The organism is Actinomadura soli (assembly GCF_005889715.1).
GTDB classification, from domain to species: domain Bacteria; phylum Actinomycetota; class Actinomycetes; order Streptosporangiales; family Streptosporangiaceae; genus Spirillospora; species Spirillospora soli.
On sequence record NZ_VCKW01000001.1, the window covers coordinates 37,908 to 50,366 of the forward strand.

The 12,459-nt window shown below is 72.7% G+C and carries 14 protein-coding genes; 9 read left to right on the top strand and 5 right to left on the bottom strand.

Annotated features, from left to right (window positions below):
- Position 1 precedes the first annotated feature (1 nt).
- Positions 2–772 carry an IclR family transcriptional regulator gene (locus tag ETD83_RS00190; protein ID WP_138642948.1) on the top strand — a complete coding sequence of 257 codons (771 nt, stop codon included), beginning with the start codon at positions 2–4 and terminating at the stop codon, positions 770–772.
- Here the strand turns inward: ETD83_RS00190 and ETD83_RS00195 are convergent.
- Both ETD83_RS00195 and ETD83_RS00200 read right to left on the bottom strand, forming a co-directional pair.
- Complete coding sequence (locus ETD83_RS00195; RefSeq protein WP_138643076.1) at positions 769–3,543, bottom strand: FAD-binding and (Fe-S)-binding domain-containing protein; 2,775 nt, start codon at positions 3,541–3,543, stop codon at positions 769–771. The two genes, ETD83_RS00190 and ETD83_RS00195, sit on opposite strands and share 4 nt — an antisense overlap.
- A gap of 117 nt (positions 3,544–3,660) precedes the next feature.
- Positions 3,661–4,641 carry a 2-dehydropantoate 2-reductase gene (locus tag ETD83_RS00200; RefSeq protein WP_138642950.1) on the bottom strand — a complete coding sequence of 327 codons (981 nt, stop codon included), beginning with the start codon at positions 4,639–4,641 and terminating at the stop codon, positions 3,661–3,663.
- 281 nt (positions 4,642–4,922) lie between these two features.
- Here ETD83_RS00200 and ETD83_RS00205 point away from each other — a divergent pair, with 281 nt between their 5' ends.
- Positions 4,923–5,840, top strand: coding sequence for an NAD(P)-dependent oxidoreductase (locus ETD83_RS00205; protein WP_138642952.1), 918 nt, complete (start codon positions 4,923–4,925; stop codon positions 5,838–5,840).
- A gap of 160 nt (positions 5,841–6,000) precedes the next feature.
- Here ETD83_RS00205 and ETD83_RS00210 read toward each other — a convergent pair whose 3' ends face one another.
- Positions 6,001–7,200, bottom strand: a complete 1,200-nt coding sequence (locus tag ETD83_RS00210) for an MFS transporter (protein ID WP_205717406.1) — start codon at positions 7,198–7,200, stop codon at positions 6,001–6,003.
- A complete protein-coding gene (locus ETD83_RS00215) occupies positions 7,197–7,769 on the bottom strand; it encodes a Chromate resistance protein ChrB (protein WP_138642954.1) in 573 nt (190 codons plus the stop codon). The genes ETD83_RS00210 and ETD83_RS00215 overlap by 4 nt, the downstream gene beginning before the upstream one ends.
- Before the next feature lie 115 nt (positions 7,770–7,884).
- On the opposite strand from ETD83_RS00215, the gene ETD83_RS00220 reads away from it, so the two are divergent.
- From ETD83_RS00220 to ETD83_RS00235, 4 genes are read left to right on the top strand one after another with little or no spacing between them, the layout of a single operon-like run.
- Positions 7,885–8,259, top strand: coding sequence for a hypothetical protein (locus tag ETD83_RS00220; protein WP_138642956.1), 375 nt, complete (start codon positions 7,885–7,887; stop codon positions 8,257–8,259).
- A complete protein-coding gene (locus ETD83_RS00225) occupies positions 8,256–8,801 on the top strand; it encodes a MerR family transcriptional regulator (protein WP_230420595.1) in 546 nt (181 codons plus the stop codon). Before ETD83_RS00220 ends, ETD83_RS00225 begins: the two co-directional genes overlap by 4 nt.
- 27 nt (positions 8,802–8,828) lie before the next feature.
- A complete protein-coding gene (locus tag ETD83_RS00230) occupies positions 8,829–9,422 on the top strand; it encodes a TetR/AcrR family transcriptional regulator (RefSeq protein ID WP_138642957.1) in 594 nt (197 codons plus the stop codon).
- A complete protein-coding gene (locus ETD83_RS00235) occupies positions 9,419–10,162 on the top strand; it encodes a GAP family protein (protein ID WP_138642959.1) in 744 nt (247 codons plus the stop codon). The genes ETD83_RS00230 and ETD83_RS00235 overlap by 4 nt, the downstream gene beginning before the upstream one ends.
- 7 nt (positions 10,163–10,169) lie before the next feature.
- Here ETD83_RS00235 and ETD83_RS00240 read toward each other — a convergent pair whose 3' ends face one another.
- Positions 10,170–10,994, bottom strand: a complete 825-nt coding sequence (locus tag ETD83_RS00240) for a glutamate racemase (protein ID WP_138642961.1) — start codon at positions 10,992–10,994, stop codon at positions 10,170–10,172.
- A gap of 126 nt (positions 10,995–11,120) precedes the next feature.
- On the opposite strand from ETD83_RS00240, the gene ETD83_RS45815 reads away from it, so the two are divergent.
- From ETD83_RS45815 to ETD83_RS00255, 3 genes are all read left to right on the top strand, one after another.
- The gene (locus ETD83_RS45815; protein ID WP_407921457.1) at positions 11,121–11,366 is read left to right on the top strand and encodes an AfsR/SARP family transcriptional regulator; all 246 of its coding nucleotides are present in this window, start codon (positions 11,121–11,123) and stop codon (positions 11,364–11,366) included.
- Positions 11,312–11,665 (top strand): AfsR/SARP family transcriptional regulator, encoded by a 354-nt coding sequence (locus ETD83_RS00250; protein ID WP_138642964.1) that lies wholly within the window; start codon positions 11,312–11,314, stop codon positions 11,663–11,665. Before ETD83_RS45815 ends, ETD83_RS00250 begins: the two co-directional genes overlap by 55 nt.
- 82 nt (positions 11,666–11,747) lie before the next feature.
- Positions 11,748–12,341: an alpha/beta fold hydrolase gene (locus tag ETD83_RS00255; protein ID WP_171063949.1), complete on the top strand. Its 594-nt coding sequence runs from the start codon at positions 11,748–11,750 to the stop codon at positions 12,339–12,341.
- The last annotated feature ends 118 nt before the right edge of the window (positions 12,342–12,459 follow it).

The following is a 12,459-nucleotide window of genomic DNA, read 5'->3' on the forward strand; positions in this document are numbered from 1 at the left end:
CATGGGAGCCTCCGCGCACGAATCCGCGCCGTCCGGCGACGACTCGTTCCTGCGCCGCGCCGTCGCCGTGCTGGCCGCGTTCCGCGCGGACGACGACGGCCTCGGCGCCGCCGAGCTCGCCCGCCGCAGCGGCCTGCCGAAGTCGACGGCGCACCGGATCGCGCTCGACCTGGTGGAGGCGGGGCTGCTGGAGCGGCGCGGCACGCGGGTGCGGCTCGGCCTGAAGCTGTTCGAGATCGGGCAGCGGGTGCCGCGGCAGCGGGTGCTGCGGGACGCCGCCGTCCCCTACATGTCGGACCTGCGCGAGGCGACCCGGCAGACCGTCCACCTGGCGGTGCTGGAGGGCGGCGAGGTCGTCTACGTGGAGATCCTCGGCTCGCCGGGCGGGCCGCGGCTGCCGTCCCAGGTCGGCGGGCGGCTGCCCGCGCACGTGACGGGGGTCGGGAAGGCGATCCTGGCGTTCTCCCCGCCGGACGTGGCGAGGGGCGTCCTGGAGTCGGAGCTCGTCAAGACGAGCGAGCGGAGCGTCACCGCGCCCGGCCTTCTCGCGAAGGAGCTGGAGCGGATCCGGCGGGAGGGCGTCGCCTACGACCGGGAGGAGTCGGGGAAGGGGATCGTGTGCGCGGCCAGCCCCGTTCTCGGCCCGGACGGCCTGGCGCTGGGCGCGCTGTCGGTGTCGGGCTGGTCGACCAAGATGCGGCTCGCCGTGGTCGCGCCGGCCGTCCACACCGCCGCGCTCACCCTGTCGCGCACGCTCGGCGGCGAACCCTAGCCCTCGCTTTCCGGCAGGTGCCGGGCGAGGAGTTGCGCGAGATGCTCGCCGTCGCGGCCGGACAGCTCGCGGAGCTGGGTGCGGCAGCTGAACCCGTCGGCCAGGACGACGTCGTTCTCCGCTGCCTTCCGCACGGCCGGGAGCAACTGCTGTTCGGCGACCGCGACGGACACGTCGTGGTGGCCCTTCTCGACGCCGAAGTTTCCCGCGAGGCCGCAGCAGTTTCCGAGGCGGCCGACGTCGGCGCCCGCCTCCTTGAGCAGGGCGGCGTCCTTCGTCCAGCCCATGACGGCGTGGTGATGGCAGTGCGGCTGGGCGATCCCGGCGACGCCGGACAGGTCGGGCGGCGTCCAGCCGGGGGTCTCGGCGAGCAGCTCGGCGAGCGTGCGGGTCGCGGCGGCCACTTCGCGGGCGGCGGCCGCGTCCGCCCCGCCGAGCAGTTCCTCCGCGTCGGAGCGCAGCACGCCCGTGCAGGACGGTTCCATCCCGACGACCTTGGCGCCGCGCCGCACGTGGGGGAGCAGCGCCCGGACGGTGCGCCCGGCCTGCGCGCGCGCCCCGTCCAGCTGGCCGGTCGAGATCCAGGTGATCCCGCAGCACACGGGACGTTCGGTGACGGACACGCGGTATCCGGCGTGTTCCAGGACCTTCACGGTCGCCTTGCCGACGTCGGGGGAGAACGCGTCGGTGAAGCTGTCGACGAACAGCACGACGTCGCCGTTGCGCCCCTGCGCGCTTGTGCGGGACGCGAACCAGCGGCGGAACGTCACCGGCGCGAACGCGGGCAGCGTGCGCCGTCGGTCGATGCCCGCACCCCACGCGACCAGGGGTTTCAGCGCCCGCGCCCGCATCGCGACATTCATGATCTTGATGGCCGCCGGGGCCTTCGCGGCGAGGCGCGTCCAGCGGGGGAGCCAGCCGAGCGCGTAGTGGGAGCGCGGCCGGAGCCTCCGCCGGTACCGCCGGTGCAGCGCCTCCGCCTTGTAGGAGGCCATGTCGATCCCGGTCGGGCAGTCGGACGCGCAGCCCTTGCACGACAGGCACAGGTCGAGCACGTCGTGCAGGGCCTCGGATTTCCAGCCGTCCGGGCCGAGTTTCCCATTGACGACCTCCTGCAGCACCCGGGCCCGTCCGCGCGTGGAGTCCTTCTCCTCGCTCGTCGCCAGGTAGGACGGGCACATCACGCCGCCCGCGGCGGTGTTGTCGGCGCGGCATTTGCCCACTCCCGTGCACCGGTGCACGGCCCGGGAGAGGTCGCCGCGATCGTCCCGGAAGGCGAGGCCCAGCCCGCGTTTCAGCGGGACGGCCTGCGCCGGACGCAGATCGGCGTCCACCGCGGCCGGACGGACGATGATCCCGGGATTGAGCAGGTCGTCCGGATCGAAGACGTCCTTGACCGCCGAGCACAAGGCCAGCGCCTCGGCCGAATACATGTGCGGCAGCAGTTCGCTCCGGGCGCGCCCGTCGCCGTGCTCGCCCGACATGGTGCCGCCGTGCCGTGCCGCGAGCGTCGCCGCCTCGTTCAGGAAACTCCGGAAGACACGCGTCCCGTCGGCGCCGTCCCGGCCGAAGGGGAAGTCGATGCGGACGTGGATGCACCCGTCCCCGAAATGCCCGTAGGGGACGCCGAAGAGGTCGTAGCCGACCAGCAGCGCCTCCAGTTCCCGCAGGTATTCGCCGAGCCGCTCCGGCGGGACGGCCGAGTCCTCCCACCCGGCGTGGGCCTGCTCGCCGCCGGGCGTCCGCGCCACGAGCCCGGACCCGTCCTCCCGGATCCGCCACAGCGCGTCGCCGAGCGCCATGTCCTCGACGAACATCGAGTCGACGCACCCCGACTCCTTGACGACCCGCTGCGCGGTCGCGCGCAGGGCCCCGATCTCCGTCCCGGCGAGCTCCACGAGCATCCACCCGGACCCGCGCGGCAGCGGCGGCACCGCGTCCGGCCCGCGCCGCTCCCGCACCACCCCGGTGATCCGCGAGTCCAGGCCCTCGCACGCCACGGGCCCGAACGGAAGGATCGCCGGGACGGCGTCGGCGGCCTCCGCCATCGACCCGTACCCGAGGACGGCCAGCAGCCGGCACGCGGGCTCCCGGACCATCCGGATCCGCGCCGCCAGCGTCAGCGCCAGCGTCCCCTCGCTCCCCACCAGGGCCCGCGCGACGTCGAACCCGTTCTCGGGCAGCAGATGCTCCAGCGAATAGCCGGAGACCTGCCGTCCGAACCGGCCGAACTCCGTCCGGACCAGCGCGAGATGCTCGCCCACGAGCCCCCGGAGCCGCTCAAGCGCCCCGCTCTGCACCCCGGCGCCCGGCATGTCGCCGAGCCGCAGCCGCTCCCCGGACCCGGCGACGACATCGAGCCCGAGCACGTTGTCGCTGGTCCGCCCGTAGCCGAGCGCCCGCGACCCGCACGCGTTGTTGCCGATCATCCCGCCGAGCGTCGCCCGCGTCCGCGTCGACGGATCGGGCCCGAACCGCAGCCCGTGCACCGCCGCCTCCCGATGCAGCCGCGCCTGGACGATCCCCGGCTCGACCAGCGCCGTCCCGGCCTCCGGGTCGATCTCCAGGACGCGGTTCAGGTGCCTGCTGACGTCCACGACCACGCCGGGCCCGACCGCGTTGCCCGCGATGGACGTCCCGCCGCCCCGCATCGTCAGCGGCACCCCCGCCTCGCGGCACACGCCGAGCACGGCCGGCAGCTCGCCCGCCTCCCGCGGCGTCACCACCACCCGCGGCGGGACGCGGTACAGCGAGGCGTCGGAGGAGTACATCGACCGGGCGAGCGGGGAGTCGTCCACCCCGCCGACCCCGGCCCGCCGCAGCGCGGCCACCAGCTCGCCGCTGTCGGTGCTGTTCTCGGGACGATCGGTCACGGTTCCAACGGTAGGTCACCCGCCGGGGTAGAGGCCGCGCACCTGGGCGTTCAGCCGGGTGAGTCCGAGCAGCGCGTCGATCGACGGCGTCGGGACGCCGACCTGCCGGGCCAGCTCGGTCACCGACGTCACCAGCGCGTCCAGCTCGACGGCCCGGCCCGCGTCGGCGTCCTGGAGCATCGACGTCCGGACGGCGCCGAGCCCGCGGCTGATCGCGTGCCGGTCCTCGGGCTCGCTGTAGATCGGCAGCCCGATCCGCGCCCCGACCTCCGCCGCCTCCCGCATGCACGCGGTCGCGAACGCGCGCACGAGCGGGTCGTCCAGGATCCGGTCCATGGTCGCGCCGGTCAGCACCGACAGCGGGTTCAAGGTCATGTTGCCCCACAGCTTGAACCACACGCTCCGCTGGATCTTCTCGGCGACCTCCACCTCGAACCCGGCCCGCCGCAGCGGCCCGGCGATGGACTCGACCCGCTCGTACCCGCCCCCGCGCGGCTCGCCGAGGATGACCCGCTCACCCGCCGTATGCCGGACGACGCCCGGCTCGGGACACGACGCCGACAGATGCAGGACGCTGCCGACGACCTGCCGCGGCGGCAGCATGACCGACACCACCCCTCGGGGGTCGGTCGAGTTCAGCCGGATGTCCTGGTCGAGGCCGTAGAAGAACCACCACGGGACGCCGTTCATGGCGGGCACGATCACGCTCCAGGCCCCGACGAGCTTCGCGATCGCACCGGCGGCCGCGGGCAGCGCGGTCGCCTTGACCGCGATGACCACCACGTCCTGCGGGCCCAGCTCGGCGGGGTCCTCCACCACGTCCACCGGGATGGGCTCGGACCGTCCGGCCTCGTCCACCAGCACCAGCCCGCCCCGCTTCCGGACGGCCTTCAACGTCGCCCCGCGCGCGACCGCCACCACGTCGACGCCGGCCCGGGCGAGCCGCGCCGCGATCAGCCCGCCGACGGCCCCCAGCCCGAACACGCAGACCCTCATGGACGCCCTCCTCAGTTCGACGGCGGCGGGAGGCCCCGGCGGCCGCCGATCAACCGGCCCGAGTTCAGGAATCGGTACGCGGACCGCACGGCCAGAGCCGTCCGATTCATGATCGCCAGCATCCAGCGGAAGCCGCACCCCGTCAACGCCCTGTTTTCAGGGGGTTTCGCGTCCGTCCCCTTGACCTCAAGCGCGGTCGAGTTCCTACCGTGGCCAATGATCGACAAGCCGCGGCGGCTCGCCGAGACCCGAGCCGCCGCTCCAGGGGGAGGGCGAGACCAATGAGTGAGATTTCCGGGACCAACGACGTCCGCCCCGCCGTGACCGTGATCGGTCTGGGCGAGATGGGCACCGCGCTGGCGACCGCCTTCCTGGACGGCGGCCACCCGACCACCGTCTGGAACCGGACGCCCGGCAAGGCCGACGCCCTGGTGTCCAAGGGGGCGCGACGGGCCGGGACCGTCCGCGAGGCTGTGGCCGCCGGCCCGCTGGTGGTCGTCAACGTGAAGGGCAACACCGCTGCCCGCGACATCTTGGAGTCGGCGGGCACCGCCCTGGCCGGACGGGCCGTGGTCAACCTGACCGACGGGACGTCCGCAGAGGTCACCGCCGTCGCCGAGTGGGCCGCCGACCAGGGCGCGCACTATCTGCACGGCCAGATCATGACGATCGCCCCAGGCATCGGCCACCCGGACGCCGTCGTCTTCTACGGCGGAGAGAAGGCCGTCTACGACCGCTTTCACCCGGCCCTGCGGCTCCTGAGCGGCCGCGCAAGCCTGATCGCCGACGACCCGCGCGCGCCGGTCCTGTACGGGATGGCCGTGCACGGCACCATGTGGGGAACGCTGAACGGCTTCCTTCACGCCGCCGCACTGCTGTCGAACGAGGGAATCCAGGTGAGCCGATTCCTGGAGGACGCCACCCCCTCGGTCTCCGCGCTGCTGTCCTTCCTGCCGTCCATCGCCGAGGCGGTCGACCGCAACGATCACGCGGTGGAGTACGGCGCCCTCAAGCACCACCTCCCCTCGGTAGAAGACCTCTTCCAGGAGAGCCGGTCCCGAGGCATCGACGACGATCTCCCCGCCTACACCCTGGCCCTAGTAGCCAAGGCCATAGACGAGGGCCACGCCAACGACAACTACTCCCGCCTGATAGACCACTTCACCAACCCCCAGAACGGCCCGACCACGACACCCTGACCAAGCACCACGGCTCGTCCACCCTCCGTACGATCGACCCACCGTCCACCGACCAAGGAGCGAAGATGACCTGCTGGGACCGCCCCCTCACCTGGCAGGAATTCCTCGCGATAGACGAGGACGAGCGCCGCGCACGGGCTTGGTGGGCGGCGTCTGGTGATCATGGTGTGGTGTCGGATGCGGGCGTGGCCGGGAGGCGGCGGTGCAGGAGCAGGCCGGCGAGGGGGAGGAGCGCGATGAGGAGGCCGAGGGCGGCGTAGCCGTAGGTGAGCGTGGCGGCGGTGGCGACCGCGGCGACGAGGAGGGGGCCGCCGGCGTCGCCGAGTTCGCGGCCGAGTTCGGCGGCGCCCATGGTCTGGCCGATGCGCTCGCGGGGCGTCCGGGCGGCGAGGGCGGCGAAGCCGAGCGGGGTGATGAGCCCGGTCCCGGTGCCGATCAGCACGGCCGCGGCCAGGATGCCGGGCAGCCCGGGCAGCGTCGCGGCGGCCAGGCCCGCCGCGGTGACGAGCAGTCCGGTCCGGATGCCGGTCCGGGTGGTCAGGCGTCCGTCGTCCAAGGCGCGTCCGGCCCTTGGCTGGACGAGGGCGGCGCACAGGGCCAGGACGGAGACGGCCGCGCCGGTGGCGACGGTGCCCAGATCGGCGGCGCGGCCGGAGACCGGCAGGAACCCGACGCCGACCGAGAGCGCGGCCGTCGCGGCGGCCAGCGCGCAGGTCGGGGCGAGGAAGGCCGGATCGGCCAGGCGCCGGGCGAGGTCGAGGACCGTCTGCCGCTTCTTGGGCAGCGGCGGCACGGCGGGCACGGTCAGCGCCGCCCACGCGGCCACCGCCGCGCCCAGCGCGGCGAGGACCGCGAACAGCAGCCGTAGTCCGCCGCCCCACACCAGCAGCCCGCCCAGCAGCGGGCCGAGTGTGTACCCGATCGACTTGTAGAACCCGTACCCGCCGAAGGCGCGCCCCAGCCCGGCGGTCTGGTTCAGCCGGGCCACCAGCGCCGAGGCCGACGGCGAGAACGCCGACGCCGCGGCGCCCTGTCCCAGGCGGGCGGCCCACAGCCAGCCGGGGCTGTCGAAGACCACGTAGAGGGCGGAGGCGAACGCGAACGCCACCAGACCGCCGAGCAGGACGGGACGGGCCCCGATCCGGTCGGAGAGGCTGCCGAACAGCGGCTTGAGCAGCACCTCCGCACCGTCGTACAGGGCCAGCAGGCCGCCCAGGACGAGCAGCGAGGTCACGGCGTCGTCGGAGAAACCGCCGAGGTTGGCGGCGATCCCGTGCGCGCCGAACGCGGTGGTGAACCCCGCCGCATACAGCGGCCACATCTGCCGGGCAGGTGCGGCGGCCCGGGCTCGGCCGGTCATCGGCCCTCCTGTAATCCGGGCATCTCGTGCAGTGCGGCGAACACACGCTCGGCGTAGTCCTCGCACAGGGCCGTGCATTCGCGCAGCCGCCCGGCGGCTTCGGACGCCTCCGGGGCCCCGAAGACGTCCCGCGCCGTCAGTTCGCGGTGCCAACGTCGCAGCCGCTCCAGCGACTGCTCCTCTTCCTCCAGTTCGGCCAGGGTGAACTTGCCGATGGAGGTCTCCTTGGCCAGTTCGGCTTCGAATTTTCCGCAGTCGGCGAGGAACTCCGCCCAGTCCGCCGACCGCGCCGCCGTGAACATCTCCCGCAGCCGCTCGGCATCACCGCTGTCACGCCCGGCCGCGGTGAGCGTGACGAACTTGCCGCCGGCCTGCCCGGTCAGCTCGCGGGCGCGCGCGACGCCGTCGGCGAACACCGGCACGTCCGGCACCGCCCACACACCCTGCCCGAGCGAGAGCGCCCCCATCCTCCGCAGCTCCCGCCACACCGCCACCCGGTGCCGGGACGGCTCCGCCGGAACCTTCACCACGAACACGAGCCACCGGCCCGCCACATCGGCATTGGACACAGCATGAAATGTAGCAGCGGTTACAAGTGGCAGGGTGACGTGTGGTGGTCGCGGATGGCTATCTCGGAGCCGAAGGGTTGTATCCAGTACTGGGGTACCGGCTTACCGTGAAGACATGGAACTTCAGCAGATACCGGACGATCACGGGTGGGCGGCGGAGGCGTGCACGCTGCCGACCGCCGAGCGGCCGCTGCGCGAGGCCGAGTTCGACGCGTTGTTCGCCGAGGCGGTGACCGCCGTCCAGCCCGATGGGCCGGGCCGGGTGCGGCTGGAGCTGCGCCCAGACCCGCGGGTGGCCGGGCGGGCCGCCGAGCTGGCAGCCCGCGAGACCGGCTGCTGCTCCTTCTTCACCTTCACCCTGACCGCCACCGGTGGTGCGCTGGCGCTGCAGGCCAGTGTCGATGAGCGGCATAACGCGGTGCTGGACGCCCTGGCTGCCCGCGCCATCCGGATCAGCACGTCCGACGGCACCTCGGAGACGCGGCCGTGACCGTTCCGACCACCGATGGCGGCGGGGGCGGCTGGTTGCGCAGCGGGCAGGTCGCGGCCGCGGCCGGGGTGAACCGGCAGACGCTGCGCTACTACGAGCGGCGCGGCCTGCTGCGCGAGCCGGAGCGGACGCCGGGCGGGCACCGGCTGTATCCGGCCGAGGCGGTGACGCTGCTCCAGGTGATCAAGACCGCGCAGCGGCTGGGTTTCACTCTGGAGGAGGTCGCCGGTCTCCTGGAGGCCGGGACTCACCGGCACGGGCGGCGGCGCGGGCGTCCGGACGCCGGGTTGCGGGAGAGCGCCCGTGCCAAGCTCACCGAGGTCGAAGCCAAGATCACCGACCTGCGGGTCATCGCTGGGACGCTGCGCCAGGCCCTGGAGGCCGGATGTGACGATCTGGTCGCCTGCGCTGCGGAGGAGGGCTGCCCGCTGCCATTCGCCGACCTGGCCGGAGCCGACACCGAAGCCGATGCCGCGGAACCGGGCAACGGTGAGAAGGGCATCGAGGTCACCGTCCGTTGCGCAGATACGGCATGCGGATAGGCAAAATATTTTGGTATTATTTTCTGTATGACGCAGCACGCCGATGCCGATACGAGACGTGGCCAGGTCGCTTCCGCGCTCGTGACCGTGGTCGCCGAACGCGGGCTGGCCCGGACCACGCTGGCTGACGTCGCACGGACGGCCGGTGTTTCCGTGGGTCTTGTCCAGCGCTACTTCCGCTCCAAGGACGAGCTGCTCAGGTTCGGGATCGAGTACGTCTACCGGCGCGCCGAGGAGCGCGCCGCCGCCGTGCCGGTCCGGTTGCCGATCCGCGAGTTCGTCGTGCGGTTGATGGAGATGTTCCTGCCGATGACGGACGAGCGGGGCGCAGAACTGCGGGTCTGGCTGAGCTTCGTCCAGGCGTCGCTCACCGACCCCGGCATGGCCGCGATCCACCGGGACACCACCGCGCGGCTCCTCCGAGGCGTCGAGGAGGCGTTGCGGGGCGCGCAACGGGCCGGGGAGCTTGGCGCTGGCGTCGACGTCGAGGCGGAGGCGGCGGCGCTGGTGGCGTTCGTGGACGGCCTGTCCCTGCACCACGCGGCGACCGGGGACGGGTTCGACGCGTCCAGCATCAGCGCCGCGTTGGCCGCCTACGTCGACCGGCTGTTCGGCCGATGAGCGCGACGCTGGCGCTGGCGCTCGCCGGGCTGGGGCTGCTGGACAGCACCAGCTTCGGCACCCTGCTGATCCCCATCTGGCTGCTGCTCACCCCAGGCCGGGTGCGCACCGGACGGATCCTCATCTACCTGGCCACGGTCGCGGTGTTCTACTTCTGCGTCGGCGTCCTTCTGGTGCTGGGGGCCGATGCCGCGCTGGAGGCGGTCCGGGGAGCCCTTGCGGACGTTCCCCCGACGCAGCTGCGGATCGCGCAGCTCGTGCTCGGTCTCGTCGTGATCGTCTGGAGCTACCGGCTGGAGGCCCGCGCGCGCAGAAGGGCGGGCAGGCCGGGGCGTCTGCAGCGCTGGCGGACGGCGGCGATGACGGGCGGCGCGGCGGAAGGCGAGGCCGTGGGCGGCGGGGGCGTGCGCGGGCTGATGAGCCTCGCGCTGGTGGCCACGTCGCTGGAGGTCGTCACGATGGTGCCCTATCTGGCGGCCATCGGGCTCATCGCCAACGCCGACCTGACCTGGCAGGTCACCGGCGGGGCGTTGGCCGGCTACTGCGCCGTGATGGTCCTCCCGGCGGTCCTGCTCGGCGCCGTCCGGATCGCCGCGCACGCCAGGGCCGAGCCGGTGCTGCGGCGCATCAACGACTGGTTCACCCGCAACAGCGCCAAAGCCCTCGGGTGGACGGTCGGCGGGATCGGCATCGGCATGGCCCTCAACGCCGTGATCGCCCTCATCACCGAACCCGCCTGAACCTCCGCTAGGCCCGTTCTTCCACGGCCGGTGCCTGGGACGCCTCGGGGAGGAGCGTCTCGCGGGACACCTCTCCTGCGGCGGCGAGGGCGCGTCCTACGGGGTAAGCGTGGGCGCTTGCCGGGAGGTCTCCGCTGTGACCGCTGAGCATCACGTCGACTCCGCCCACGGTGCCGTCCGGGACGGTGGGACGGGGCAGACGCCGCAGTGTCTGGCGGGCGACCGCCTCCGCGCTGTCGTACAGGGCCGTGCCCGCGGGCAGACGCTGCAGGATCTCCGGTGCGACCAGGGGGTAATGCGTGCAGCCGAGGACAACGGCGTCGCAGTGTTCGGGGGTTCGCCCGGCCGCGTCGTCGATCGCCTCGGACGCGGCGGCCACGTCCCCGTGGTCGATCGCCTCCGCCAGCCCGGGGCAGGCGACCTGCTCGACCGGCTTGCCGTTCGCGAACTCGGCGATCAGTCGGGCCTGGTAGCTGCTCGCCGTCGTCCGGACGGTCGCCCACACCGCGATGCTCCGGCCCGCCGCCGCGGCCGGTTTCACGGCGGGAACGGTCCCGATCACGGGAACCCCGGGCTCGAACTCCTCGCGCAGGACGTCGATCGCGGTGACCGTGGCGGTGTTGCAGGGCACCACGATCGCCTCCGCGTCGCGTCGGACCGCGGCCTGAGCGGCGCTGAGCAGACGGTCGGTGATGAAGGACGTGGTTTTCGGGCCCCACGGCGCGCCTTCGGGGTCCATGAGGAGGAGCAGATCGAGCTGCGGAGCGAGATGCCGCAGCCAACCGGCGGTGGAGAGGAGCCCGAGCCCCGAGTCGATCAATGCCACCTTCACGCCGGTCAAGCTATCAAGCCCGCCCGGACGGCCGCGCGGTCGGTCCGGCCGATTTGAGCCAGTGGGGGAGCGTGCCCGGTTTGCGCCTTTAGCCTCGAATGAGGGCAAGTGCTTTTCTGGGGCGTCATGCGGTCTCGGATTCTTGGCCCACTTGAGGTGGCGGACGGCGAAGCGCGTCTCGCAATTGGCGGACCGCAGCAGCAGGCGTTGCTGGCCGTACTTCTGTTACACGCCAACCGGGTCGTTTCGACCGATCGGCTGATCGAACATCTGTGGGCGGATCAGGCTCCTTCCGCGGCGCGCGAGTTATTGCAGGGATGTGTCGCACGGCTCCGCCGGGTGAGCTCGACCGGGACCGGTTCGAGGAATTGACCACAGCCGCGCACGCGCTCGCGGGCGACGATTCCATGACCGCCCTGGACGAGCGGTCGGCGCTGTTGACGCAGGCCCTCGCGCTGTGGTGCGTTCCCGTCCTGGACGGGCTCTCGCTGGACGCGTGCATGCCGGAGGCCCTGCGCGTGGAGGAGGACAGGCTCGCGGCACTTGAGGAACGCGTCGAGGTCGACCTGCGGTTGGGCCGGCACGTCGACGTCGTCGGTGAGCTGCGGTCCTACGCACGGCTCCATCCGCTGCGCGAGCGTTTCTGGGACACAAGGGCGGGACGATGGTGATGACGGCGGCGGGAGATTGACCATTTCGCTTTCGTGAAATTGTCAGGGGACGTATCCCCCTGAATGTCACCGAGGAGTGACCATGTCTCCACGTCCGACGCCCCTGTTACTGGTGCACGGTTTCTGGTTCGGTTCCTGGTGCTGGAGCGAGGTCATCGCCCGGGTGGCCGCCGCCGGTCGCGTGGCGCAGGCGGTCGACCTGGCAGGTCACGGGCTGCGCGCCCGATGGCCCAAGTGCCTCGCCCAGTCGCCCGAGAACGCGGACAGCCTCGTCGCGCAGGTCATGCGGGGTGATCCCGGGGTGATCGGCGCGCTGCGGATCGATCTCGCCTCCGCCGACGCCGATTACCGGCGGCGGCTGCGGGCCGCGTACTTCGACGACATCGCGCCGGACGCGGCGGAGGCGGCCATCGGGCTGCTGACGCCCGACAGCCCGCTGGCCATGCAGATCGACTCCACCCGCCTGACCCGCGACGGCTGGGGCTCGGTGCCCCGCACGTACGTCGTCTGCGAGCAGGACTGGGCGCTGCGCCCGGCGGTCCAGCGGAGGCTCATCGCCGAGGCCGACGCCGCGTTCCCGGAGAACCCGACGTCCGTCGTGACGCTCGATTCGTCGCACTCGCCGTTCCTGTCGATGCCCGGCCAGGTCGCCGACATCTTCACGAAGTTGCACTGACCGCCCGGCGGACCCAGGGGCCCGGCCGTGGCCACGGCCGGGCCCTTGACCGTCCCTGCTCGGTCGTGCAGACTCGGTGCAACCAGCGCACAATTGTGCGTCAGGCGAACTATATTCG